The organism is Krasilnikovia sp. M28-CT-15, assembly GCF_047159595.1.
Lineage (GTDB): Bacteria > Actinomycetota > Actinomycetes > Mycobacteriales > Micromonosporaceae > Actinoplanes.
The window spans coordinates 6098572-6124384 of record NZ_BAAGAK010000001.1; the positions used below are offsets into that span (position 1 = coordinate 6098572).

At 73.0% G+C, this 25813-nt stretch carries 19 protein-coding genes; 7 read left to right on the forward strand and 12 right to left on the reverse strand.

Annotation, left to right across the window (positions count from 1 at the left end):
* Nucleotides 1-42: 42 nt before the first annotated feature.
* The 3 genes from ACMCNO_RS27940 to ACMCNO_RS27950 all read left to right on the forward strand — a co-directional run bounded on the left by ACMCNO_RS27940 (nt 43) and on the right by ACMCNO_RS27950 (nt 2531).
* On the forward strand, nt 43-891 hold the full coding sequence (locus ACMCNO_RS27940) for a glutamate ABC transporter substrate-binding protein (RefSeq protein WP_412752425.1): 849 nt from the start codon (nt 43-45) through the stop codon (nt 889-891).
* Between the two features lie 69 nt (nt 892-960).
* Complete coding sequence (locus ACMCNO_RS27945; protein WP_412752426.1) at nt 961-1635, forward strand: amino acid ABC transporter permease; 675 nt, start codon at nt 961-963, stop codon at nt 1633-1635.
* On the forward strand, nt 1632-2531 hold the full coding sequence (locus tag ACMCNO_RS27950) for an amino acid ABC transporter permease (protein ID WP_412752427.1): 900 nt from the start codon (nt 1632-1634) through the stop codon (nt 2529-2531). Before ACMCNO_RS27945 ends, ACMCNO_RS27950 begins: the two co-directional genes overlap by 4 nt.
* Before the next feature lie 60 nt (nt 2532-2591).
* Here ACMCNO_RS27950 and rny read toward each other — a convergent pair whose 3' ends face one another.
* From rny to ACMCNO_RS27990, 8 genes are all read right to left on the reverse strand, one after another.
* Nucleotides 2592-4352, reverse strand: a complete 1761-nt coding sequence (rny, locus tag ACMCNO_RS27955; RefSeq protein ID WP_412752428.1) for a ribonuclease Y — start codon at nt 4350-4352, stop codon at nt 2592-2594.
* Between the two features lie 539 nt (nt 4353-4891).
* The gene (locus tag ACMCNO_RS27960; RefSeq protein ID WP_412752429.1) at nt 4892-5527 is read right to left on the reverse strand and encodes a hypothetical protein; all 636 of its coding nucleotides are present in this window, start codon (nt 5525-5527) and stop codon (nt 4892-4894) included.
* Between the two features lie 1633 nt (nt 5528-7160).
* Nucleotides 7161-7913, reverse strand: a complete 753-nt coding sequence (locus ACMCNO_RS27965; RefSeq protein ID WP_412752430.1) for a hypothetical protein — start codon at nt 7911-7913, stop codon at nt 7161-7163.
* A 366-nt stretch (nt 7914-8279) separates the two neighbouring features.
* Nucleotides 8280-8945, reverse strand: a complete 666-nt coding sequence (locus tag ACMCNO_RS27970; RefSeq protein WP_412752431.1) for a regulatory protein RecX — start codon at nt 8943-8945, stop codon at nt 8280-8282.
* Nucleotides 8946-8993: 48 nt separating this feature from the next.
* A complete protein-coding gene (gene recA, locus ACMCNO_RS27975) occupies nt 8994-10046 on the reverse strand; it encodes a recombinase RecA (protein ID WP_412752432.1) in 1053 nt (350 codons plus the stop codon).
* Nucleotides 10047-10288: 242 nt separating this feature from the next.
* Nucleotides 10289-10489, reverse strand: coding sequence for a DUF3046 domain-containing protein (locus ACMCNO_RS27980; protein WP_412752433.1), 201 nt, complete (start codon nt 10487-10489; stop codon nt 10289-10291).
* A gap of 55 nt (nt 10490-10544) precedes the next feature.
* Nucleotides 10545-11225, reverse strand: coding sequence for a UdgX family uracil-DNA binding protein (locus ACMCNO_RS27985; protein ID WP_412752434.1), 681 nt, complete (start codon nt 11223-11225; stop codon nt 10545-10547).
* 42 nt (nt 11226-11267) lie between these two features.
* A complete protein-coding gene (locus ACMCNO_RS27990) occupies nt 11268-12614 on the reverse strand; it encodes an aminotransferase class I/II-fold pyridoxal phosphate-dependent enzyme (RefSeq protein ID WP_412752435.1) in 1347 nt (448 codons plus the stop codon).
* Nucleotides 12615-12666: 52 nt separating this feature from the next.
* Between ACMCNO_RS27990 and ACMCNO_RS27995 the strand changes: the two genes are divergently transcribed.
* Nucleotides 12667-13908: a bifunctional pyridoxamine 5'-phosphate oxidase family protein/GNAT family N-acetyltransferase gene (locus ACMCNO_RS27995; RefSeq protein WP_412752436.1), complete on the forward strand. Its 1242-nt coding sequence runs from the start codon at nt 12667-12669 to the stop codon at nt 13906-13908.
* A 56-nt stretch (nt 13909-13964) separates the two neighbouring features.
* Here the strand turns inward: ACMCNO_RS27995 and ACMCNO_RS28000 are convergent, their stop codons facing one another.
* Together ACMCNO_RS28000 and ACMCNO_RS28005 are read right to left on the reverse strand one after the other, a co-directional pair.
* Complete coding sequence (locus ACMCNO_RS28000) at nt 13965-15476, reverse strand: M28 family peptidase (RefSeq protein WP_412752437.1); 1512 nt, start codon at nt 15474-15476, stop codon at nt 13965-13967.
* Nucleotides 15477-15591: 115 nt separating this feature from the next.
* Complete coding sequence (locus ACMCNO_RS28005; protein ID WP_412752438.1) at nt 15592-17904, reverse strand: protein kinase domain-containing protein; 2313 nt, start codon at nt 17902-17904, stop codon at nt 15592-15594.
* A 201-nt stretch (nt 17905-18105) separates the two neighbouring features.
* Between ACMCNO_RS28005 and ACMCNO_RS28010 the strand changes: the two genes are divergently transcribed.
* Entirely contained in the window at nt 18106-22680 is a 4575-nt protein-coding gene (locus tag ACMCNO_RS28010; RefSeq protein ID WP_412752439.1) for an ATP-dependent helicase, read from the forward strand.
* A 66-nt stretch (nt 22681-22746) separates the two neighbouring features.
* Here ACMCNO_RS28010 and ACMCNO_RS28015 read toward each other — a convergent pair whose 3' ends face one another.
* Complete coding sequence (locus ACMCNO_RS28015; protein WP_412752440.1) at nt 22747-22959, reverse strand: hypothetical protein; 213 nt, start codon at nt 22957-22959, stop codon at nt 22747-22749.
* A gap of 284 nt (nt 22960-23243) precedes the next feature.
* On the opposite strand from ACMCNO_RS28015, the gene ACMCNO_RS28020 reads away from it, so the two are divergent.
* Both ACMCNO_RS28020 and ACMCNO_RS28025 read left to right on the forward strand, forming a co-directional pair.
* Nucleotides 23244-24029 (forward strand): S-adenosyl-l-methionine hydroxide adenosyltransferase family protein, encoded by a 786-nt coding sequence (locus tag ACMCNO_RS28020; RefSeq protein ID WP_412752441.1) that lies wholly within the window; start codon nt 23244-23246, stop codon nt 24027-24029.
* A gap of 123 nt (nt 24030-24152) precedes the next feature.
* Nucleotides 24153-24962 carry a DNA-formamidopyrimidine glycosylase family protein gene (locus ACMCNO_RS28025; protein WP_412752442.1) on the forward strand — a complete coding sequence of 270 codons (810 nt, stop codon included), beginning with the start codon at nt 24153-24155 and terminating at the stop codon, nt 24960-24962.
* 59 nt (nt 24963-25021) lie between these two features.
* Here the strand turns inward: ACMCNO_RS28025 and pspM are convergent, their stop codons facing one another.
* Nucleotides 25022-25783: a phage shock envelope stress response protein PspM gene (gene pspM, locus ACMCNO_RS28030; protein ID WP_412752443.1), complete on the reverse strand. Its 762-nt coding sequence runs from the start codon at nt 25781-25783 to the stop codon at nt 25022-25024.
* Between the last annotated feature and the right edge of the window lie 30 nt (nt 25784-25813).

Genomic DNA, 25813 nt, shown 5'->3' on the forward strand with positions numbered 1-25813 from the left:
CGCGGCTCTGTTGGTGCAGTACCTGATTCGAGGAGCGTAACGATGCGCATCACGCGACTGGCAGCAGCGGCGGGGGCCGTTGCGATGGCATTGGCGATGGCGGCGTGCGGCGGGGACGACAGCGGTTCCAGCTCGTCCGGCGTCGTGGACAAGGCGTCCAAGGACAAGAAGCTGGTCATCGGCGTCAAGGCGGACCAGCCCGGCCTGGGCCTGCAGTCCGGCACGACCTACACGGGCTTCGACATCGAGATCGCCAAGATCCTGGCGAAGGGCCTCGGCGTGCCGGAGTCCGGCATCGAGTGGAAGACCACGGTGTCGGCCAACCGCGAGCCGTTCATCCAGCAGGGCCAGGTGGACCTGGTCGTGGCGACGTACACGATCAACGACGAGCGCAAGAAGGTCGTCAACTTCGGCGGACCGTACTACATCGCGGGCCAGGACCTGCTGGTGGCGGCCGATTCCACCATCACCGGCCCGGAGTCGCTGGACGGCAAGAACGTCTGCTCGGTGACCGGCTCGACGCCGGCCAAGCGGATCCAGACCGACTACCCGAAGGCGCACCTGCAGCAGTTCGACTCGTACTCCAAGTGCGTCTCCGCGCTGGCCCAGAAGTCGATCGACGCGGTGACCACCGACGACATCATCCTCGCCGGCTACGCCGCCCAGCCGCAGTACGCGGGCAAGTTCAAGGTCGTCGGCAAGCCGTTCAGCACCGAGCCGTACGGCATCGGGTTGAAGAAGACCGACACCGCGGGCTGCAACAAGATCAATGAGATCCTGAAGGCGTCCGTGACCGACGGGTCGTACAAGGCGGCGTGGGACTCGACGCTCGGCAAGAGCGGCAAGGCCGCGCCGACGCTGGACGTCACGAAGCTGACCAACTGCAGCTGAACCGCCTGATCGCGGGCGGGACCGGCGTGCCGGTTCCGCCCGCGACCGCGTTTCGAGGAAGCGAGGACGATGAACGTCTTCTCCGACCCCGCCAACGTCGACGTGTACGTGACCGGGTTCCTCTGGATCCTGAAGCTCACGATCGGCGGCACCGTGGGCGCGCTCGTCATGGGCGTGCTGCTGGCCGCGATGCGGGTCTCCCCCGTGCCGGTGCTGCGCGGCTTCGGCACGGCGTGGGTGAACACCTTCCGCAACACGCCGCTGACGCTGATCATCTTCTTCTGCTACTTCGGCCTGTACTCCGCGCTCGGCTTCACGGTCTCCGATGACCTCGAGCGCAACAACTACTGGCTCGGCGTGATCGGCCTGTCGGTCTACACCGCCGCGTTCGTCTGCGAGGCCATCCGCTCCGGCATCAACACCGTGCCGGCGGGGCAGGCCGAGGCCGCCAGGGCGATCGGGATGTCCTTCCGGCAGACCCTGACGATGATCATCCTGCCGCAGGCCGGGCGCACCGTGGTCGCGCCGCTGGGCAGCATCTTCATCGCGCTGGCCAAGAACGCCACCATCGTCGGGACCATCGGGCTCGCCGAGTCGTCCAACGCGATGAAGGAACTCATCAACGCCAACGGCGACGCGGTCATCCCGATCTTCCTGGTCTTCGCGGGCACGTTCGCGGCGGTCCTCATTCCCTCCGGCTACGCCTTCGGCTGGCTGGCGAACCGGCTGGCGGTGAAGCGGTGAGCACGGACGCGGTCCTCTACGACCACCCCGGCCCCCGCGCCCGGGTACGCAACCGGATCCTCACGGTCGTCTTCGGGGTGGCGCTGCTGGCGCTGCTGTACTGGGTCTACCTGCGTTTCGACACGAAGGGGCAGTGGGCGGCCGCCCTGTGGAAGCCGTTCACGATGGCGAGCACGTGGACGGACTACATCGTCCCCGGGCTGATCAACACGCTGAAGGCGGCCGCGGTCGCCATGGTGCTCTCGCTCGTGTTCGGGCTCGTCTTCGCGGTCGGGCGGCTCTCCGAGCACCGGTGGGTCCGCATCCCGGCCGGTGCGGTCGTCGAGTTCTTCCGCGCCGTACCGTTGCTGCTGTTGATGTTCTTCATCTTCTACGGCGTGCCGTTCCTGACGCAGTCGCCGATGCCGGTCTTCTGGGCGGTCGTCGCGGGCCTCACCCTCTACAACGGCTCCGTGCTGGCGGAGGCGTTCCGCGCCGGAATCCGGTCGGTGCCGTCGGGGCAGAGCGAGGCCGGTTACGCGATCGGCCTGCGCAAGGGCCAGGTCATGCACGCGATCCTGCTGCCCCAGGCAGCCCGCGCGATGCTTCCCGTGATCGTCAGCCAGCTCGTCGTGCTGGTGAAGGACACCGCGCTCGGCTACATCATCGCGTACCCGGAGCTGCTGCAGCTCGGCGTCAACAACCTGTCCGCCAACTACGGCAACGTGGTCCAGGCGGCCATCGTCGTCGCGATCATCTTCATCGTGGTGAACACGGCCCTGACCTGGGTGGCGGGCTGGCTCGGCCGACGCACCCGGCGCACTGGGCGGCACACCGGGCCGACGCCGGTCGCCACCGGCGAGCAGCCCGACATGGGCTTCGGCGAGGGCATCGGGGTGACCGAACCGCAGGGCTGACGCGGCCCGCCGCGGAACGTCAGGGCTGACCTGGGCCCGCCGTTCCGGCAGGTGGATCGGCTACCGGGCCAGCTCCGTGACACGGGACTCACGGACGACCGTGACGCGGATCTGGCCCGGGTAGGTCAGCTCCTCCTCGATCTGCTTCGCCACGTCGCGGGCCAGCACGGCCGCGCCGATGTCGTCGATCTCCTCCGGGCGCACCATCACCCGAATCTCGCGGCCGGCCTGCATCGCGAAGACCTTGTCCACCCCGAGCTTGCCCGCGGCGATCTCCTCGATCCGCTCCAGCCGCTTCACGTACGCCTCCAGGCTCTCCCTGCGGGCGCCCGGCCGGCCGCCGGAGCACGCGTCGGACGCCTGGGTCAGCACGGCCTCGATGGTCTGCGGGGCCACCTCGTTGTGGTGCGCCTCGATGGCGTGCACGACGTCTTCGCTCTCGCCGTACTTGCGGGCCAGGTCCGCGCCGATGAGGGCGTGGCTGCCCTCCACCTCGTGGGTGAGCGCCTTGCCGATGTCGTGCAGGAACGCACACCGCTTGATCGTCGGCACGTCCAGGCGCAGCTCGGCGGCCATGATGCCGGCGATGTGCGCGGTCTCCACGAGGTGCTTGAGGACGTTCTGGCCATAGCTGGTGCGGTAGCGCAGGCGGCCCAGCAGGGTCGCCAGCTCGGGGTGGATGTCCGTGATGCCCACGTCGACCAGGGCCTCCTCGGCGGCCCGGTCGCAGAGGCGCTCCACCTCGCTCTTGGCCGACTCGAAGACCTCCTCGATCCGGTGCGGGTGAATGCGCCCGTCCAGCACCAGCTTCTCCAGGGTCAGGCGGCCGACCTCCCGGCGTACCGGGTCGAAGCAGGACAGCAACACCGCCTCGGGGGTGTCGTCGATGATCAGGTTGACCCCGGTGGTCGACTCGAAGGCCCGGATGTTGCGGCCCTCGCGGCCGATGATCCGGCCCTTCATCTCGTCACTGGGCAGGTGCAGGACGCTGACCACGCTCTCCGCGGTCTGCTCACTGGCGACCCGCTGGATGGCGTCCACGACGATGTGCCGGGCCCGGGTCTCGGCGGTGCTGCGGGCGTCGTTCTCGATGTCGCGGACCAGGAGAGCGGCCTCCCGCTTCGCCTGTCCCTCGATGCTGTCGACCAGCTCCGCGCGAGCGGCCTCGGCGGTCAGCCCGGCGATGCGCTCCAGCTCCCGGCGGTGCTCCTCCTCGGCCGCGGCCAGCGAGCCCTCACGACGGGTCAGGGCCGCCTCGCGGGCGGTCAGGTCGGTGTCCATCGCGGCAAGGCGGCGTTCCCGATCGGTGAGCCGCTCGACCTCGTCGGCGTGCAACCGTTCCCGCTCGTCGATCCGGCTGGCGCGGCGCTCCACCTCGGCCGCCTGCTCCTTGGCCGTAGCGTTGAGCAGCGCCACCTCACGCTCGCCGCTGCGCCGGGCCGCCGCACGGACCTGCTCGGCGTCGGACTCGGCCTGCCGGTGGGCGTGGTCCAGGATGGTGTCGGCCTCCGCGTGCGCGGCCTCCAACACCCGGCGCGCCTCGGCGCGGGCCGCGGTCGCCTCGGCCTTCGCCGCGGCCGCCTCGGCGCGCACCGACGCGGCCTTGGCCTTGGCGTCATCCACCGCGGTGGAGGCCTCGTCGGCGGCGGTACGCAGCGCGGCGAGAGACTGCTCGTGCTGATCCTTGGCTTGCAGGAATCCGTCGTCGGCCCGGCCGCTCTGCAACTGGCGCACGACCCGGGCGCCGATCACGAGACCGAAGACCACCAGTGCGGCGAGGACCGCGATCGCCACCACGAGCACCCAGTACGGGGCGGTCATCTCGCCGCTGCTCCCTTCACCTCGCACATCCGTTCCCACCAGCCTGTCACGGCGGGTCCGGCACCCGCCGCGGCGGGGTCCGGGCCGCGGCACCGACCGCGGGAGCCCGGAATGCTCGACCACGGCGCGGATCGGCCACAGACGGCAACAGCCGACCGGCGGAGCGGTTTCCGCCACGCGGGGCGCCGTCGTGCCACCCCGGTCCGCCTGTGCCCGCGTCGCCATTGCCGGCGAACCGCCGGACCTGACCGCCGCGCACGCCGCGTTGCGTGCACGACCTGAACGCCGTACCGGTGTGCGCCCGTGTCGCCGCCCACCCGGAGCGTGCGGACCCGGGAATCGGCGCCGCAGAGCACCGAAGTGATGCCGTACTGTAATGCGATCTATGTTGTGCGCTTTGCATGCGGTGGTCGAGCAAACCTTGTGTAACGCGAGGCTAGGTCGCGGAAGCCGGTTCGGTCAAGGACTCATGATTCGGCAGCGGACGGGACGTATGGCACAGACATGCCCACGCCCTGCTCAACCCGGCCGGGGGCAATTCAGGCGTAGCGGGACCAGAGATCTCGCATCGGCTCCCACTTCTCGCCGACGCCTTCCTTCCAGTACGCCAGCAGGTACACGGCAACCGGCGTCTGCGCGTCGTCCCACCAAATGCCACTGACGACCCTGTCGCTGCCACCCTCGGTCACCTTGTACGCAAACTCCACGTAGTTGCCGTTGAGCTGACCCGACGGGGCGGGGCGCTTCGTCGCCTCTGCGACGCCCGGAGCGAGCTGACGGGCGTCCACGTTCTGCCCGAGCGTCCGGGCGTGGCCCTTGTCCCGGTCGGTCGCCGAGTCGAACTCGACGAAGACGATCGTCATCGCGTCCAGCTCGCAACGGACCCGGGCCTTCTCACCACGGCTCAGGCTGGGACCGTTCCGCTCGCCGCTGCGGGCGCAGCCCGACAGGTACGGCAGCCAGTTGCGCGCCACCGGCTCCAGAGCACCGGTCAGCTTCGGCTGGTTGATCGCGATCTGGTTCTGCTCGTACACCCCCGCCGTCGGCTCCGTGGACGGGGCGGCGCTGGGTGCCGGGGAGGGAGCCGCCGCGGGGGCGGTTGCCCGGCCCGCGAACCAGCCGCCCGTACCGAACAGCAACAGGCCCACGACCAGACCGACGATCAGGCCCCGCACCAGGCGACGGCGATCCGGCGGCGGGGACGGTTCGATCCGCGGGCCTCGCGACATCGGGGTGTCGAAGCCGAAACGGTCGTCGTCCCAGCTGGACGGTCCTGCTCCGGACGTGGGCGTAAAAGGGGGGTACGGGGACGCCGGATCCCGGGGGTCCGGCGAAGGCGCGGCCGGGTGACCCGGCGCGGCCGAAGGGTCCGGCACGGTGGGCGGGTGGCCCGGCGCGGCCATCTGACCCGGCACGGTGGCCGGGTGGCCCGGTGCGACCGCCTGACCCGGCACCGCGGCCGGGTGGCCCGGCGTGGCCGCCTGGCCCGAGGCGGTGGCCGGGTGGTCCGGCGTGGTGGGCGCCGGGTGGAAGGGGCCGTAGGACGGGTACGCCTGGGTTTGGGCGCCGGGGGGTGGGGGCTGATTGACCGGGCGCTCCTGGATCTCGGCGGAGCCGCGCTGGGCACCCTGATCGGCCGGCTGCGGATTCGGCGGAGCGTGCGCTCCGGCCGGACCGGGCGTCGGGTGGTGGCCCGCTGGATATGGCGCCGGACCGGCGTCGTGAGATGCCGGGACCGACGGCCGCATGCCCGCCGGGGGCTGCCCGACCATCGGGGGTTGGCCCGCCGGGGGCTCCCCTGCCGGAGCGTGCCCTGCCGGAGCCTGCCCTGCCGGAACGTGCCCTGCCGGAGGTTGCCCTGCTGGTGATTGCCCTGCTGGTGATTGCCCTGCTGGTGATTGCCCTGCTGGTGGTTGGACGGCCGCCGGGGTCGCTTCGGGCGTTACCGCGGGAGCGGTTGCAGTGGCCGCCGAGGCCGCGGGAGGCATTTCCCGGGCTGTGTCGCGCCCGGGCGGCAGCGGTTGGGGACTCGGGCCGGTCGCGGGCTCGGCAGGTGTCGCCGGGCCGCTGGAAGACTCTCGCACGGCGGCGAGGTGCACGGTGGGTTCGGCACCCTCCGGGAAGGGAGCGGACCCGCCCTGAGCACCGTGGGAGTCGTCTGTCACGGCGGAGCAGATTACCAGTCAGGCGCGATCGGCGAGGCCCCCGCGAAGATCCACTTTGGCTCCCAGTGCGGCGACGCACCAGCCACTGCGCTACTCGACCGGTTGCCGTCGCCAGCCCCGGTTTCCCGGCACGGCATTGGCACATCCGGGGCGTTGGCGGCGATATGCGAGCCTGTCGCCCACCTAGCGTGCTTGGTCTGCGCCACATCGTGTCGGCGTACCGCTTGACGGTCCCTGGGTGCGGGCGCGGAGATTCGCCCGAACGCCGGGTTCGCTCTTCCGCGCGGGGCCTGTGTGGTGAGACAGCTCATTGCGTGCGGCAATTCATGCTGTGAGGCAATTCATGGCGTGGTGAGCAATGGCTCGCGGTTGCGTGACATCGTTCTCACACTCGCGCCGCAGACAACTCACGCCGCACGACAACCCACCCCGCACGGCCACTCTCCCGCCGCACGGCAACTCCCGCCGCACGGCAACTCCCGCCGCACGGCAACTCCCGCCGCACGGCAACTCCCGCCGCAGGGGCGCGTGGCGGCCGAGGACGGAAAAGCGAGACTCCCGCCCGGAGCGCGCCGATGCACGCCCGGGCGGGAGTCTCGTTGCGGCGCAGGAAGCCTTCGCCGCTAGGCCGCTGTCCGCGTCCTCATGCCTCCGCCGACTCGCGGCGGCGGCGCGTCACCAGTACCAGACCGACACCGCCTGCCGCGACGGCAGCGCCGACACCGGCGATACCCACGACGTTGACGCCGGTGACCGGCAATCCGGAACTCGCTGAGGCCGAACCACCACCACCGCCGGTGCCGCCGCCAGTACCGACGCCGTTACCGCCGCCCCCGTTGTTGCCGCCTCCGTTGTTGCCACCCTTGGCGTTGCCGCCCTTGGCGTTGCCACCGCCGGCCTTGGTGCCACCGCCGTTGGCCGCGCCACCGCTGCCCGCACCGCCGCCCGTACCGGCGCCGGAGGCGGGCGGAACGTCACCCGGGTTGGCGCCGCCACCACCGGGAGCCTCACCGCCGCCGGGGTTGTCGCCACCGCCGGCGCTTCCGCCGCCACCCGGGTTGTCGCCACCGCCGGTGCTTCCGCCGCCACCCGGGTTGTCGCCACCGCCGGTGCTTCCGCCACCGCCCGGGTTGTCGCCACCGCCAGTGCTGCCACCGCCAGTGCTGCCACCGGTGCCCGGGTCGGTGCTGCCGCCGGTGTCACCGGGGTTGGTGTCGCCGCCCGTGGCGGGCTCGTTGGCCTTCTCGGCCGTTGTGGTGCCCGTCGCGTCGGGCTCGGCCAGGGCGATCGCGGCTCGCCCCAGCGCCGGCGTCGATGCGTTCGCCGCTGCGGCGCCCGTAAGAGCGGCCACGCCGACAGCGCCGGCGATCACGCCGAGCCGAGCGGTCACACGCACGCCGCGATGGCGTGCGAGCTGATTGATTCGCATGTTCCTCCCACCGTCGCTGCGCGCGTGTACTCCCCCGTCGAGGCACCCTCCCCATCCGAGGGACGGTGATCCGCGCAGTCAGAGGTGGAACTTACCCGCTGTCAGCGATTGCCGCCATCCACCGTAGACAATACGGACGTTTACGGAGGTAAATCATTCGTGCGGTTACTGACAGTCCCGTCGCGATCCCCCCGCGAACCGGCGCGGCCCGAACTCCGGCCCGCTCCGCCTCCCTGGACGGCGTCCACGGGCGATCAAGACGGCGCGATCCAGGTGACCTCCGCACCCCCGCTGTGCGGCCGGCCGTCGCGGGAACGGCCGATGGGTCCGGGTCTAGGTGATGTCGGTCGAACCGTCCGCATCGCCGTACGCGTCGGTGTCGATGCTGGATACGAATTGCGCCGCCTCGGTGTCGCGTTCTGCCATGGCGTCCTTGACGACACGAAATGCCAGGCCCGCGGGGTATCCCTTTCGCGCGAGCATTCCGACGAGTCGGCGGAACACAGCTTCCGGGGCACCTGCCGCGGTGCGCAGCTTGCGATCGACCAGCGCACGGGCGGCGGTCGCCTCGGAATCCTCGTCGAGGGACGCGAGTGCCTCGCTGGCCACCTCGGCGGCGATTCCGCGCCGACGCAACTCGCCCGCAAGGGCTCGCCGCGCAAGCCCGCGTCCGTGATGCCTGCTGGACACCCACGCACGGGCAAACGCCGCGTCGTCGATGATGCCGACCTCGTCGTACCGGTCGAGCACCTCGGCGATCACCTCGGTGGAGATCTGCCGACGGGCCAGCGCCTGCGCAAGCTCGGCCCGCGAGCGGGGACGGGCAGCCAACTGCTTGAGGCAGATTTCGCGGGCCACTTCGGACTCGTCGCGCGACGGCCCGGCCAGGGAGCCCTGCGCGGGGGACCTCGGCTCGGGAGGAACTCGTGGCTGGCGGTCAGGCCGTGGCGGGATAGCGTCCCATCCTCGGCCCGACCGCGCGCCACGTCGCGCGGTCATCGGGGATCACCGCCCCGGTGACCCGATGACCGCGGGGAAGCTCGCACGTCAGAAGTCGACCGGGGGCAGTTCAGGGCCACCGGCGGCGTCGCTGCCCGCCCCCGCTTGGCCCACACCGAGCTTCTCCAGGATCTTCTTCTCGATCTCGGCCGCCACGTCCGGATTCTCCCGGAGGAACTCCCGGGCCTTCTCCTTGCCCTGGCCCAGCTGGTCACCCTCGTACGTGTACCAGGCGCCGGACTTGCGGATGATGCTCTGCTCGACGCCGACGTCGATGAGCGACCCCTCGCGGGAGATGCCCTTGCCGTACATGATGTCGAACTCGGCCTGCTTGAACGGCGCGGCGACCTTGTTCTTGACGACCTTGACGCGAGTCCGGTTGCCGACGACGTCCGTGCCGTCCTTGAGGCTTTCGATGCGGCGCACGTCGAGACGCACCGAGGCGTAGAACTTCAGGGCCCGGCCACCGGTCGTCGTCTCGGGGGAGCCGAACATGACGCCGATCTTCTCGCGGAGCTGGTTGATGAAGATGGCGGTGGTGCCGGAATTGTTGAGAATGCCGGTGATCTTCCGCAGCGCCTGGCTCATCAGGCGGGCCTGGAGACCGACGTGGCTGTCGCCCATCTCGCCCTCGATCTCGGCGCGCGGCACGAGGGCGGCCACCGAGTCGATGACGATGATGTCGAGGGCGCCGGAGCGGATCAGCATGTCGGCGATCTCCAGCGCCTGCTCACCGGTGTCCGGCTGGGACACCAGGAGGGCGTCGGTGTCGACGCCGAGGGCCCGCGCATACTCCGGGTCGAGGGCGTGCTCGGCGTCGATGAACGCCGCGATGCCCCCGGAGCGCTGGGCGCTGGCGACCGCGTGCAGGGCCACCGTCGTCTTACCGCTGGACTCCGGACCGTAGATCTCGATGACGCGGCCGCGCGGCAGCCCACCGACGCCGAGCGCCACGTCCAACGCGATGGAGCCGGTCGGGATGATGGCCGTCTGCACGACTGGCCGCTCCCCCAGCCGCATCACGGAACCCTTGCCGAACTGCTTGTCGATCTGCGCCAGCGCCAGATCGAGAGCCTTCTCCCGGTCGGGTCCTGCCACCATGTCAGCCACCCCTGTAGTCGACTTCCCAGCCTTCGCCGATGAGCTTCTATTCACCACGCGCGTCACGGTAGGCGGTGGGTCCGACAGAAATACAGCCGGTCGGCCGTGACCTGTGGATGACCGCGCCGCCTGTGGACAATAGCCGAACACGTGTACGACGATCGAGCGACACGCCAGAACACGCGTACGAAAGTTCGCCCCGAGCGGGAGCGGGTCGTGCCCCGGGCAAGCGCGGGTGCGGGTCAGTGCAGACGCGCCGGGACCCGGTCGGGGTACGCGGCCACCACGGCGCGCCACACCGTCGCCGTGTCCACCCCCTGCGCGATCGCCTCGTCGATGGTCCGGCCACCGAGATCGGCGAAGGCGTGATCGGTGGCCAGACTCCTGGCATAGGCCACGCCGAACGCCTGCTCGAGCCGCGCCCAGAAGTCCGTCAACCGCACCCGGCCACCCTAGCGCCGAGGTCCTCCCGGCCGACCCACCGGCCGCGCCCGCCGGTCAGCGACTGGTGGATCCGGAGCCGACCGCCCCCGCAGCAACCCGGAGATCATCCACCAGGCCGCGGTACGCGGTGTCGCGGTCGTCGGCGCGCAGCACCGCCGACGGGTGGATCGTGGCGAGCGCCTGGGTCTGTGCCACCGGGAAGTCCTCCGGGTGGCGGGCCGAGGCCGGCCACGGCATGAGCTGGCCACGGGAGCGGGTGACCCGAAAATCCGGTCCGAGCAGGGCCTTGGCCGCCGTGGCCCCGAGGATGATCACCAGCTCGGGCCGGAGCAGCGCGAACTCGGACACCAGCCAGGGCCGGCAGGCGGTGATGTGCGCGGGGCCGGGATTCTGGTGGATGCGCCGCTTGCCGCGCAGCTCGAACCGGAAATGCTTGACCGCGTTGGTGATGTAGACGTCCGCCGGATCGAGGCCGGCGTCGTCCACCGCCTCGCGCAGCAGGCGGCCCGCCGGTCCGACGAACGGCAGGCCTTGCTGATCCTCGACGTCGCCCGGCTGCTCACCGACGAAGACGACCCGGGCGTGTGCGGCGCCGCGGCCGAAGACCGTCTGGGTGGCGTGCTGATACAGCTCACAGCCCCGGCAACCCGCAGCGGCGGCCTTGAGCTCGTCGAGCGTCCGAGCTCCCGGCGGGATGAACTCCTGGGCGCCGACTGGCGGCTCGCTCCTCACCATTCCACCGTTCTACCGGTCCCGCGCGCCCGGCGCGACTCGGTGTCACCGGGACGGGGGCCCGGCCGCCACGGGGTGAGCGGCCGCGGCCACCGCATCGGCGACCCGGTCCACGTCGTGCATGTCGAGCGGGCTCACGGTCAGCCGGATACCGGGCGGGGCGTTCAGGCGGAACAGCGATCCCGGCGCCGCGGCATACCCGGCGTCGCGCAGCGCACCGATGGTGCGGGTCTCGTCGGGCACGCGTACCCAGAGGTTGAGACCTGTGGCGCCGTGGCCAGGCAGGCCCCGTGCGGACAAGGCGTGGCGCAGGCCGAGGCGGCGGCGGTCGTAGCTGTCGGCCGCGGCGGCGACGACCGCGGTCACGGCCGCCTCGCGCCACAGCAGTAGGAGCAGGCGTTGCAGCAGGGTGGAGACCCAGCCGGTGCCGATGCGCATCCGCCCGGCGACCCGGGCGATCGTGGCCTCGTCACCGGCGAGGACGGCGATGCGGAGATCCGGACCGTAGGGCTTGGACGCTGAGCGGGTGAAGGCCCAGGCCGCGGTGGCACCGGCGAGGCTGTGCAGCGGCACACCGGCCAGCTCGGCGGCGTGATCGTCCTCGATGAGCAGCACCTCGGGGTGGCCCGCGAGGATCGGCTTCAGCTCGGCGGCCCGGGCGGCGGTGACCGTGGCGCCGGTCGGATTCTGCGCCCGGGCGGTGACGACGACCGCGCGGGCGCCCGCTGCCAGCGCGGCGGCCAGCCCGGCGGGCTGCGGGCCCTCGTCGTCGACGGCCACGGGGATCGCGGTGAGGCCGAGGGTGGCGACGAGGTCGAGCAGGTTGGCCCAGCCCGGGTCCTCGACCGCGACGGAGTCACCCGGGCGCAGATGCGTGGTGAGCAGCCGTTCGATCGCGTCGAGCGTCCCCGAGGTGACCGTCACCGCGGCGTCGACGGCGGGCACGCCGTCCGCAGCCAGCCGGGCTCGGGCCTCCTCCACCAGCTCGGGCAGCGCGCCGGCGGCGGCGTAGCCGAGCGGCCCACCCGTCTCCCGGGCCACCTCGTGCAGCAGCGGACCAAGCCGCGGGAGCAGGCGCAGGTCCGGCTCGCCGGCCGAGAGGTCGAGCACCCCCGCGGGGACGGGCAGGCGCAACGCCGATCGCGGCGTCTGCACGGCGGGCCGGGCCCGCACGCGGGTGCCGCGGCGGCCGGCGGTCTCGACGACCCCGCGCTGGCGCAGGTCCTGGTACGCCTTCGCGACCGTGCCCGGACTGACGTGCAGCGCGTCGGCGAGGATCCGGACCGCAGGCAGCGCCTGCCCCCAGACCAGATCTCCCGTGCGCACCCCTGCCTCGATGCTGGCGGAAATCGAGGCGGCACTGGAGCCGGTGACCTGATACTGTTCTGACACAGACGTGATTCTGTACTAGTACAGGCGATTTGGCAAGCTCCAGGGAGGCCCGATGACCGGCGTCTACGCGCCCACCCCCCGCACCACCCCGACCCGCTACCGGGATCGCATGCGCTACGAGCACACCGAGGCGCACGCCATCCTGGACGAGGCGTATGACTGTGCGGTCGCGTTCGTCGTCGACGGCGAGCCCCGCGTGCTGCCCACACTGCACGTTCGCGTGGGCGAAACCGTCTACCTGCACGGCTCCACCGGCGGCCGGCTGGGCCTGGCGGCCCGCGACGGCGGCGGCGTGCCGGTGTGCCTGTCGGCCACCCTGCTGGACGGTCTGGTGCTCGCCCGCTCGCACTTCCACCACAGTGCGAACTACCGCTCGGTCGTGGTGATCGGGACGGCCCGCCTGGTCGAGGATCCGGCGGAGCAGGCAGCGGCGATGACCGCGCTGGTGGACAAGATCCGGCCCGGCCGGGCCGCCGACAGCCGTCCACCCAACCGGCGGGAGCTGGCGCAGACGGCCGTGCTGGCCCTGCCCCTGCACGAGGTGTCGGTCCGGGTCCGCAGTGGCGGGGTGATGGAGGATCCGGACGATCTGGATCTGCCGCACTGGGCCGGGGTGCTGCCGCTGCGCCAGGTCACCGACGTGCCACAGCCGGACACCGGGGTGGGCACGGCGCCGCCGGACTACCTCGCCCCCGGCCGCTCACCGTGGCATACCGCGGTGACCCTGCGCGGCACCCACGTGGTCCTGGAGCCCCTGCGCCCGGCGCATGTGGACGGTCTGCTGGCGGCCCTGGGTGACGACGAGGTGTGGCAGTTCCTGCCGAGTGTGCGGCCCCGCGATCACGCCGAGATGGCCGCGCATGTCGAGACGGCGGCCCGCCAGCAGTGGCTCGGCGAGCGGGTGACCTGGGCCCAGATCCACCCGGAGACCGGCGAGGTCATGGGCATGACCAGCTATCACGACATCGACTCCGAGCGGGGTGCCCTGGGCATCGGCCACACCATCCTCGGCAAGCGGTGGTGGCGGACCGGGGTGAACACCGAGGCGAAGCTGCTACTGCTGGAGCGCGCGTTCGACGTGCTCGGCGCGGAGCGGGTGTTCTGGTACACCGACGTGCGCAACGAGCGCTCGCAGCGGGCGATCGCGCGGCTCGGCGCCAGCCGGGACGGGGTGGTGCGCCGGCACCGGCTGCGCCCGGACGGCACGTGGCGGGACTCGGTGCTGTTCGCGATGACCGCCGACGAGTGGCCCCAGGCGGCGACGCGGCTGCGCGCGATGCTGGCGGAATCCTGACCGACCGGAACGGGGGCGGGGGGTGTGGCCCGCGGCCACACCCCCCGCCGCAAAGCTCAGCCTTGGGTGATCGAGATGTCGTCCACGGCCGCCTCCACCAGGCTGGCGGTGCCCGCGTCCGCGGCCTCGATCTGCAGCCGGATCGCCTGTCCGGCGTAAGCGGACAGGTTCACGGTCGAGGTCTGCCACGCCGCCGCGCGGTCGCTGGCGGCGCCGGACTGGCTGAAGACCGTCGTGGTGCCCGTACCGGTGACGACGCCGATCCGCAGGTAGTCGGCGGTGCTGGCATTGTCCAGATGGGCCAGATACCAGGCGAAGGACAGTGTCAGGGTGCCCGACGGCAAGGTGATCACGGGCGAGCGCACTGTGGTGGTGCCGCCGTCCACGTCGTTGGCGCCCGCGCTGGACCCGGCGGTCGCCCCGGTCACGAGGTCGAACGTGCCGCTCCTGGTCGTGCCGAGCTGGGTGCTGACGCCGGAACTGGTCGCGGCCGGGTCGCCGCGCTCCCAACGGCCCGCGGTCGCGGTGTCCGTACCGGTCGGATCGGTCGTCCAGCCGGTGGTGGTCTCGAACGTGTCCGACCACACCTGGGTGCCACCGGGCGGGTCGCCGCCCCGCTCGGCGAGGGCCCACACCGTGGACGCGATGGCGTCGGAGTTGCGGTCCAGCGCGGTGTCGTTGATGTTGGAGGCGGTGTCGCAGGAGCGGTGGTAGCACGGATCGAACGCTCCGGACGTACCGCCCCACAGTTCGACCTGGGCCGCGGTCTTGCGGCCCTCCGCACCGGTGAAGATCCCGCCCGCGGGGATGCCGTTGGCGATGAACGGCCCGTAGTCGCTGCGCCCGTCGAAGTCCGTGCCCCGGGTCGGCACCCCGATCGAGGTGAAGTACGACGCCAGGGTCTGCTCGATCTCCGCCGACCCGGCCGGGCCGGGACCGGAGCCGGTGTGATCCGAGTCGTCGCCGTCGTACAGGAAGTATCCCGGGTTGGGCGACGCCACCATGTCGAAGTTGAGATAGCCGGTGATCGCGGCCTTCTGCCCGGAGCTGAGCGAATTCACGTACGCGGTCGAGCCGCGCAGCCCCTGCTCCTCGGCGCCCCACCAGCCGAACCGCAGGTGCCTGGCCGGATGGAAGCCGCTGCGCGCCACGGTGAGGGCGACCTCCAGGTTGGCTGCCGAACCCGAGCCGTTGTCGTTGATCCCCGGGCCCGCGGTGACGCTGTCCAGATGCGAGCCGATCATCAACGTGTCCGCGGTGTCCCCGCCGGGCCAGTCCGCGATGAGGTTGTAGCCGGTGGCCCCGCCGTACGTGAACGACTGTTGCTGGGTGGTGAAGCCCGCGGCGTCGAGCAGGTTCTTGACATAGGTGACGGAGGCGAGGAAGCCCGGGCGGCCGTGCGCCCGGTTGCCGCCGTTGGCGGTGGCGATCGACTGCAGCTGATTGAGGTGCGCCTTGACGTTGGCGACGGCGATGTCGGGCGCGGCGGTGGCGACGGCGGCCTGCGCCGGCACCGCTGCGAGGGCGGCCAGCAGCGTCGCCGCGCCGACGAGCGGGACTGCTCTCACGGGGTCCTCCGCGGGGGGTGGGGAGACCGGCGCCGGGGTACGGCGGCGGCACGCCGAGCATTCCAGAATGGACGTCTGATGCGCTCATACCGGTTGGTACATAGCGCCGGGGGGCTCAGCGGCGGGCTGAGCCGCCCGGCGATCCGTCGAGGGAGAACGTGCCCCGGATCGTCGCGTACGTGTCCCAGCTGTCCGTCCAGTCGGGCTCCGGGGTGGCCCAGCCCAGCGCGTACGCCCGGCCGGCCACCGCCAGCCAGCGGGTCATCACGTGCACCGGTTGGTCCGCCGCTCCCTCGTACCGGAACTCCCAGTCGGCCGCGCGCGCCGACAGCGGCACCGGCTCGATGCCGAGCTGCTGGTAGCCGGGCACCACGCCGGTGTCCGCCAGCCGCTGCGCCTCGGCGCGGCATGCCTGCACCGGGTCGGCGGCCGGATCACGGTCCGGGTCGATGCTCAGATACCGGTCGCCGCCGGGGTCGCGGAAGCAGACCGTGGTCCCGACCCGCTCGTACGTCCAGCCGTCCGGGACGGCGAGGCGGAATCCCGGGGTGTCCGTGAAGTAGGTCCAGCCGGGCGGCACGCTCCAGTCGTCCATGCCCCGGCCCGCGCCCCGCTGCGGTGTCCGCGGCAGGTCGGTGCCTGGCGGGTTGGCGCAGGTCGTCGGGCTGAACCCGTCGGCGCCGCCCTGCCCGCCCGAGGATCCGGGCACCTGGCCTGCCAGCCAGCCGGAACCCAGGAGCCGGATGGATCCGGGCATCCGTTCGGCGCTCGCGACCGGCACCGCGGCGGTGTTCTGGTCGCCGTGCCGGGTGTGCCGGACGGGGCTGCTCGCCGCGGCGAGCACGGCGAGCACCGCCAGTCCCGCTGCGACGAGCCGGGAGCGGGTTTGGCCGCCGGTCCGTGGCGGCCTTCGGTGGGCTCGCCGCTCCGGCGGGCCGGGCGGGGACAACGACCTGGTGGGCGATGGCCCGAAGTCCGGCACAGTCGATGGACCAGATAAGGACACCAGACCCGGCAAATGCGGTAGATCCGATAACGATGATGTATCCGGCAGAGGCGATGGGTCCGGTGAGGACGAACGGCCACGTGAAGGGGTTGGACCCGGCGCGGATGGTCGTGGCCGTGGTGACGCTCCGGCCAGACCAGACCACTGTTGCGGTCTTGGGTACGGCCAGGCGGCGTCGCGTCCGCCCCGGCCGATCTGGACAGCGCGCCGAGCGGCGGGTGACGCCGGTAGGTGCCCCGGAGCGGCGCGAGCGGGGGCGGGTGGGCCCTCGCCCGGACCGGGCAGGATCCTCGTTCCGCCCGTGCGCTGCGCCGGAGGGCCGGTGATCGTCGGTGGCACCGCCGACCGCAGCCGCCCGGCCGCCCGGGGCGGATGATTGCCCGGTCGCTGCCGCGGCGGGGCGGCCGCGGCGGGCGACGCGTTGCGCACCGCCGGATCCGGCAGCCGCCCGACCGGCCCCTGCTCCGCACCGGCCGCGGACGCCGGACCGGGAGGGGAAGGCGGGAACACCGCGGCGGTCCGGCCGCGGCCCGCGATCCAGCGCCGGACCGCCCCGTCGTCGCTCGGCGCCGGTTCGGGGACCGGGACGCGGCCGGGGCGGCGCGGTGCGGGCACCGTCATCAGGCCGAGCATCGCCCGACGCCGGGCCGGGCCGGGCCCTCGTCCTTCCGCAACGGCGACGATGGCGGCCAACCCCTCGGCCACCTCGGCTGCGGTGAGCCGGTCCGCCGGGTCGCGGCGCAGCAGCCCGAGCAGCACCGGCCTCAGCGGACCGGCCCGCACGGGCGGGTCCGGCTCCTCCGACGCCAGCGCGAGCAGCGTCGCCATCACGCTCGCCCGCGCGTACGGCGACCGGGCCTCGACGGCCGCGTACAGCGTGGCGCCCAGTGACCACAGGTCCGACTCCACCGTGGACGCGCCGTCGCGGGCGCGTTCCGGTGACACGTAGTGCGGCGAGCCGACGATCATCCCCGGTCCGGTCACGGAACCCTCGTCGACGAACGTGGCCAGGCCGAAGTCCGTGAGCACCACACGCCCGTCATGGCCGATCAGCACGTTGTGCGGCTTGACGTCGCGGTGCAGCACCCCGGCGCGGTGGGCCGCGGTGAGCGCGTCCAGCACGGCCAGCCCGATGCGGGCGGCGGCCGCCGGGGAGAACGGCCCGTCCTCGCGGACCACCTGGAACAGGGACCGGGATTCGATGTACTCCATCACGATCCACGGCAGACCGTCGGCATGCACCACGTCGTAGATCCGGACCACGTGCGGATGGTTGAGGCGGGCGGCGCTGCGGGCCTCCCGCAACGTACGGGTGCGCAGGCGGCCCTTCTCGTCGTCGTTCATCCAGGCCGGGGGGACGAACTCCTTGACCGCCACGTCGCGGTCGAGCATCTCGTCGCGGGCCAACCACACGCGCCCCATGCCACCGGATCCGACCGGATCGAGAAGACGATACCGACCGGCCACGAGCGTCCGCCTGACCGCCATGAGCCCCCACCGTCCCGTCGCCCTCAGGATAGGTGCGTGCGACGGGCGCGCGGAACGTCGATCACCCGGGCGCCGCACGGAGCACATTCGTCCGGCCCGCAGATTCCTGTCGTACCCCGGAGGCAGGATGAAGGCGTGCGGGAGCAGTTGGAGGTGTTCGGGCCGGCCACGCGGGAGTGGTTCCGGGCCGCGTTCGCTGCGCCCACGGCCGCCCAGACGGGTGCCTGGCGCGCGATCGGTGCGGGGCACAATGCGCTGGTCGTGGCCCCGACCGGCTCCGGGAAGACGCTCGCCGCGTTCCTCTGGTCGCTCGACCGGCTGGCCCGAGAGCCGGTGCCCGAGGATCCCCGGCGCCGCTGCCGGGTGCTCTACGTGAGCCCGCTCAAGGCCCTCGCCGTGGACGTGGAGCGCAACCTGCGGGCACCCCTGACGGGTATCCGACAGGCCGCGGGGCGCCTCGGCCTGCCACCCCCGGAGATCACCGTCGGGATGCGTACGGGCGACACCCCCGCCGACGAGCGCCGCCTGTTCGCGCGGACCCCGCCGGACATCCTCATCACCACCCCGGAGTCGCTGTTCCTCCTGCTCACCTCCGCTGCCCGGGATTCGTTGCGCGGGGTGGAGACGGTGATCGTCGACGAGGTGCACGCGGTCGCGGCCACCAAGCGCGGCGCGCATCTTGCCCTGTCGATGGAGCGTCTGGATGCCCTGCTGGCCAGGCCCGCGCAACGGGTCGGCCTGTCCGCCACGGTCCGGCCGATCGAGGAAACGGCCCGGTTCCTCGGCGGGGCACGCGACGTGCAGGTGGTCCAGCCGCCCAGCGCCAAGACGATCGAGGTCGGGGTCGAGGTGCCGGTGGAGGACATGACCCGGCTCGACGAGCTGCCCGAGCCCGAGGCGGAGCTGCCCGGCGGGCAACGGCACACCCCGTCCATCTGGCCGGCGGTGGAGGAACGCGTCCTCGATCTCATCGAGGCGCACCGCTCCACGATCGTGTTCACGAACTCCCGTCGCGGCGCGGAGCGGCTGTGCGCGCGGATCAACGAGCTGGCTTATGAACGGGCCGACCCGGCGGCCGCCGCGGCGGCGAGCCTGCCCGCGCCGCCCGGTGCCCCGCCGCCCCGCATGCCCGCGCAGGTCATGGCGCAGTCCGGGGAGGCCGGGGGTGCGCCGCCCGTGGTGGCCCGCGCCCACCACGGCAGCGTCTCGCGCGAGGAGCGCAAGCAGATCGAGGAAGCGCTCAAGTCCGGGCGGCTGCCCGCGGTGGTGGCGACCTCCAGCCTGGAGCTGGGCATCGACATGGGCGCGGTCGACCTGGTCGTCCAGATCGAGGCGCCGCCGTCGGTCTCGGCCGGGCTGCAGCGCATCGGCCGGGCGGGCCATCAGGTCGGCGCGGTGTCGCGTGGCGTGGTGTTCCCGAAGCATCGCGGGGATCTGCTGTCCTGCGCCGTGGTCGCGGAACGGATGGGCACGGGCGCGATCGAGGAGCTGCGCTACCCCCGCAACCCGCTGGACGTGCTGGCCCAGCAGATCGTCGCGATGGTCGCGCTCGACACCTGGGCCGTCGGCGAGCTGGCCGCGCTGGTGCGCCGGGCCGCGCCGTTCGCGGAGTTGCCCGACTCGGCCCTGCACGCGGTGCTCGACATGCTGTCGGGGCGATACCCGTCGACCGCCTTCGCGGAGCTGCGCCCCCGGCTGGTCTGGGATCGCGGCACGGACGAGCTGACCGGCCGTCCGGGCGCCCAGCGCCTCGCGGTGACCAGCGGCGGCACCATCCCGGACCGGGGCATGTTCGGCGTGTTCCTGGCCGGTGCCGAGCGCGCCTCCCGGGTGGGCGAGCTCGACGAGGAGATGGTCTACGAGTCGCGCGTCGGCGACGTCTTCCTGCTCGGCTCGACGTCGTGGCGCATCGAGGACATCACCCCGGACCGGGTGCTGGTCTCCCCTGCCCCCGGCGCACCGGCCCGGATGCCGTTCTGGAAGGGCGACACGCTCGGGCGCCCGGTCGAGCTGGGCCGGGCGATCGGTGCCCGGCTGCGGACTTTGGCCCGGGGCGGCGACGAGGCGGCCACCGGGTCGCTGCGCGCCGCCGGGCTGGACGAGTGGGCGGCCGGCAACCTGCTGGCGTACGTGCGGGAGCAACGCGAGGCCACCCGGCATCTGCCGGACGACCGCACGGTCGTCGTCGAACGCTTCCGCGACGAGCTGGGCGACTGGCGGATGACCGTGCACTGCGTGCTCGGCGCCCGCGTCAACGCCCCCTGGGCGCTGGCCATCGCCCACCGGCTCAGTGAGCGGTACGGCGTGGACGGTCAGGTCATGCCGTCCGACGACGGGATCGTCGTGCGCCTGCCGGACACCGCCGACCAGCCGCCCGGCGCCGAGCTGGTCGCGTTCGACCCGGAGGAGATCGCCCAGCTCGTCGAGGAGTCGGTGGGCACCTCAGCGCTGTTCGCGTCCCGGTTCCGGGAGTGCGCCGCCCGGTCCCTGCTGCTGCCGCGCCGCGACCCGCGCCGCCGCCAGCCGCTGTGGCAGCAGCGGCAGCGCTCCGCGCAACTGCTCGACGTGGCCCGGGAGTTCGCGGACTTCCCGGTGACGCTGGAGGCGGCCCGCGAATGCCTGCAGGACGTCTTCGACGTGCCCGGCCTGGTCGCCCTGATGCGCGAGGTCGCGGGCCGCAAGGTTCGCCTGGTCGAGGTGGAGACGCCCCGGCCGTCGCCGTTCGCCCGCTCCCTGCTGTTCGGCTACGTGGGCGCCTTCCTGTACGAGGGCGACGCCCCGCTGGCCGAGCGCCGCGCCGCGGCTCTGGCGCTGGACTCCACGCTGCTCGGCGAGCTGCTGGGCCGGGTGGACCTGCGCGAGTTGCTCGACCCGGCCGTGGTGGCCGAGAGTGAGGCGCAGCTGCAGTGGCTGACCGACCGGCGCCGCGCCCGCGACGCCGAGGACACCGCGGAGCTGCTGCGCCTGCTCGGCGACCTGTCCGAGGCGGAACTGGCCACCCGCGGGGTCGACCCGCAGTGGCTGTCCACCCTGGAGGGAGCCCGGCGCGCCATCCGGATCCGGGTCGCGGGCGAGGACCGCTGGATCGGCGTGGACGACGCCGGACGCTACCGCGACGCGCTGGGCACGGCGCTGCCCGTGGGAGTCGCCGAGGCGTACCTGGAGCCGGTGGCCGATCCGCTCGGCGACCTGGTCGCCCGGTACGCCCGCACCCACGGCCCGTTCGCGGCCGCCACCTGTGCCGCCCGGTTCGGCCTCGGCGCCTTCGTCGTGGAGCAGGCGCTCAAGCGGCTCAGCGCCACCGGCCGGGTGGTCACGGGCGAGTTCTCCCCCGGTGGGGCGGGCACCGAGTGGTGCGACGCCGAGGTGCTGCGCCTGCTGCGGCGGCGTTCCCTGGCCGCGTTGCGGCGCGAGATCGAGCCGGTGCCGCCGCACGTGCTGGCCGGGTTCCTGCCCCGCTGGCATCAGATCGGCGGCAACGCCCGCGGGGTCGACGCGGTCGCCGCCGCGGTCGAGCAGTTGCAGGGCGTCGCCGTACCAGCGTCGGCGTGGGAGCGGCTGGTGCTGCCGGCCCGGGTCTCGGACTACTCACCGGCGTTCCTGGACGAGCTGACCGGGGGCGGCGAGGTGCTCTGGGCCGGCGCGGGGTCCATCCCGGGCGGGGACGGCTGGGTCACGCTCGCGTACGCGGACTCCGCCCCGCTGCTGCTGCCGCCGCCCGACGACGAGCTGGCCCTGTCCCCGCCGCACCGGGCGATCCTGGATGCCCTGGACGGCGGGCAGGCCCTGTTCTTCCGGGCGCTCAGCGACCGGGCCGGCGCCGACGATGACCAGCAGTTCGCGGCGCTCGTGTGGGATCTCGTCTGGGGCGGGCACCTGACCAACGACACGTTCGCGCCGCTACGGTCCCTGCTCGGCGGCAGCGGCGCTCACCGGGCCCGTCCCGCGCCCGCCCGCGGCCGGTACCGCCGCCCGGGGCGTCCGCACCTGCCCAGCCGGGCTGGCCCGCCCGCCATGGCCGGACGCTGGTCCCGCCTGCCGGACCGTGACCTCGATCCGACCCGGCGGGCGACGGCCGTCGCGGATCTCCTGCTGGAGCGGCACGGCGTGGTCACTCGCGGCGCGGTCGCCGCTGAAGGGGTCCCGGGTGGTTTCGCCGCGGTGTATCCCGTGCTGGGCGCCCTGGAGGAGCGCGGCGCGGCCCGCCGCGGCTACTTCGTCGAAGGGCTCGGCGCGGCACAGTTCGCGGTGCCCGGGGCGGTGGACCGGCTGCGCGCCCTCGCCGAGCCAGCCGAGCCGGTGCGACGCACCGAGTCGGCCGCGGTCGTGATGGCCGCGACTGACCCCGCCAACCCGTACGGCGCCGCCCTGCCCTGGCCCGGCCGGGTGGTCGACAGCGGGGACGGCACACCGACGGCCGCGACCGGCCACCGCGCGGGCCGCAAGGCGGGTGCCCTGGTCGTCCTCGTCGCGGGCGAGCTGGTGCTGTATGTCGAGCGGGGCGGCCGTACCCTGCTGTCCTTCGCCGACGACCCGGAAGCGCTGCTGGCGGCAGGCCAGGCGCTGGCGGCGGCCGTACGCTCCGGGGCCCTCGGGGTGCTGAGCGTCGAGCGGGCCGATGGCGAATCCGTGCACGCGTCACCGCTGCGCGACGCGCTGACCGCCGCGGGTTTCCGGCCCACCCCACGGGGGCTTCGCCTGCGCGGCTGACCCCACCGGGTTGCGCCTTCGCGGCTGACCCACATCGCCGAAAGGCTCACACCCCGTGCGTCAGGCTCACACCCCGTGCGTCGCGCGCTTGCGCTCCCGCTGCTCGCGGCTCCACTTCTTGCGCGCCTCGAGATCCCGGTGCCATGCGTCGCGTGCTTCCTGGGTGTCGCCCTCGATCGCGTCGTCGACGGTCGCCGGGCCGGCCATGAACTTGTAGAAGGCGTTCCAGATCGGGCCACCCTCACTCGGGTCACGCGGTTCTTTCCTGTGCCATGTCATGACGAACCTCCACCGCCCTCGGCGGGCTGCCGCAGCTCGCCGAGGCCATCGGCATTCCTGGCGGCAAACGCGATCAGCCGGTCGCGATCGCCGGACTCGCGGGAACGGCGAGCCGCGCGATCCGGTGGCGCGCGATCAGGTGGTCGCTTCCGTGCACCAGAGACTGGTGCCACTGACCAGAAGCCTACCGCGATGGCCGGACACCAGACACGGATCGCAGGAACGGGGCGACGCGCCCGGGCGCCTGCTCCGCACGCACCGTGTCCCCCGACTAACGTTGGGCCATGGGCGGCTATGGATGGATCAGTCTCACGACGGACTACGGGACGTTCGACGGTTTCGTGGCCGCATGCCACGGCTCGATCGCCCGCATCGCCCCGAAGGTCCGCGTCATCGACGTGACCCATCACGTGCCGCCCGCCGACGTGCCGCGCGGCGCCGCCGTCCTGGCCCAGACCGCGCCGTACCTGCCGCCGTCGGTGCACGTGGCCGTGGTCGATCCGGGTGTGGGCACCGCCCGGCGCGGCATCGCGATCGGCACCGCGAACGGCGTACTCGTCGGCCCGGACAACGGCCTGCTGGTCGCGGCGGCCGAGGCGCTCGGCGGCATCGGCGAGGTGGTGAGCCTCCGGAACGACGACTGGTTCCTCGGCGACGTCTCCCGCACCTTCCACGGCCGGGACATCTTCGCCCCGGCGGCGGCGCACCTCGCGGCCGGGGCGACGCTGGCCGACGCCGGACCGGCCATCGACCCGGCCTCGCTGGTACGGCTGCCGGATCCCGTGGTCGCGATCGGTGACGGCTGGCTCGAGGCGGAGGTCGTGACGGTCGACCGGTTCGGCAATGTCCAGCTCGCGGCCAGCGGGGCGATGCTGGCCGGTCTGCCCCCGAATTTGACCGTCTGCGGCGTCCGCGCCCGATTGGGCGCCACCTTCGCCGATGTGCAGCCCGGTGACCTCGTCGTCTTCGAGGACTCCGCGGGCCAGGTCGCGATCGCGGTCAACGGGGGCCGGGCCGTCGTGGTGCTGTCGGTGCGCCCGGGCGACGTGATCCGCATCGCGGAACGCTGATCGGCCCCCACCCGTCCGCGCGCCGCAGCCCCGGCTGGGGTGACGCGCTCGCCACGGCCACCGGCGGCAGCGCGACCGCGCCTCGAGGCACCGGCGCGCGAACCCACCGGGCAGGATGGGGTGATGCCCGAGGGCGACACCGTCTGGAACACGGCCCGCGTACTGGAACGCGGGCTGGTCGGGGACGTGCTCACCGGCTCAGAGCTGCGGGTGCCGCAGCTGGCGACCACCGACCTGACCGGCTGGCGCGTCGCCGAGTCCGCCAGCCGGGGCAAGCACCTGCTGCTGCGGCTCGAACACGGCGGCGAGCGCCGTACGTTGCACTCGCACCTGCGCATGGACGGCTCCTGGCGGGTCTTCGCTCCGCAGGCGCGCTGGAGCGGTCCGCCGGCGCACCAGATCCGGGTGGTGCTGCGCACGGCACGGTCGGTGGCGATCGGCTACCACCTGCACGAGGTCGCGCTGTTCCCGAGCGCGGACGAGCCGGCCCGGCTCGGGCATCTCGGCCCGGACCTGCTGGGCGACGACTGGGATCCGGACGAGGCGGTGCGCCGGATCGCGGCCAGTCCCGAGATCACGATCGCCGAGGCGTTGCTGGATCAGCGCAACCTGGCGGGCGTGGGGAATCTCTACAAGTCGGAGACCCTGTTTCTGCGCGGCCTGTGGCCGTGGACGCCGGTGGCAGCGGTGTCCGACCCGGCCGCCACGGTCCGGCTGGCCCAGCGTCTGGTGGCCGCGAACCGTGGGCGCTGGACGCAGACGACCACCGGCTCGCTGCGCCGCGGCGAGACCACCTACGTGTACGGCCGACGCGCCCACCCATGCCGACGCTGCGGCGCCCCGATCCAGAAGGCGGAACAGGGCGAGCGGGTCACATACTGGTGCCCGCGCTGCCAGCCCGCTCCCCCGGCCCCGCAGCAGCCGGCCCATTAACGGTCCCGGCGGTGGCCGAACCGGGCCCCGCTCTGGCCGAGCCGCTTCCGGGCCCGGGCTCAGACCGCGGGGCGGCGGCGCAGTTCCGACAACCCTTCGGCGACGCCGCGCATGCGGTCCGTCGCCTCGATCAGCCTGGTCAGGGTCGGGTGCCGCTCGTCGATGACGGGCTGACCGTCCTCGGCCACGTATCCGGCCGCGGCGGCGACCAGCCGTTCATACGCGGTGACCCCCTCGGTGAACTGCCCCGCCAGGCTCTCGTGGGAGGCGGCCAGCGCGGGCCGCTGGTCCACCGGGCTCAGCGGGATGGCGCGTTCCACGCTGGCGACGCGCTGCCCGAGGTCGCGCAGCCAGCGCTCGGCCACCGCCGCCTCGAGGACCGCCGCCTCGCCGGGGCCGGTGAGCCGACCGGCCAGGCCGGTGAGGGTGCCCGCCGCCCGGTCGAGGCGGTCCCACGCCTGGGCCACCGCGGAGCCGCGCAGCGCGTACCGGGTGCGCTGACGGCGAAGCTCGTGCACGACCGTGCGGCCCGCGGGGAAGCGTTCGACCGCGGCCACCAGCCGCTGCCCGGTGAGCGCGGGGTCGGGCGGGGGCGGGGCGGGCAGGGCGGCGAGCGCCTTGTGGTCGCGCCAGCGCCAGCCGGCCAACGCGACCGATGAGCCCGCGGCGGCCGCCCAGAACGCGTCCGGCAGGCCGATCCCGGCGTACGGGGTGAGCACGACCGCGGCGGCCGCGAGCCCGCCACCGATCACGCTCCACCGTCGCGCCGAGTTGCGCAGCCGCCGCAGGCGACGGAAGTACCGGGTCCGCTCGTCCGCCATCGTCCCCTCACTCCCGATCCGACATCACCG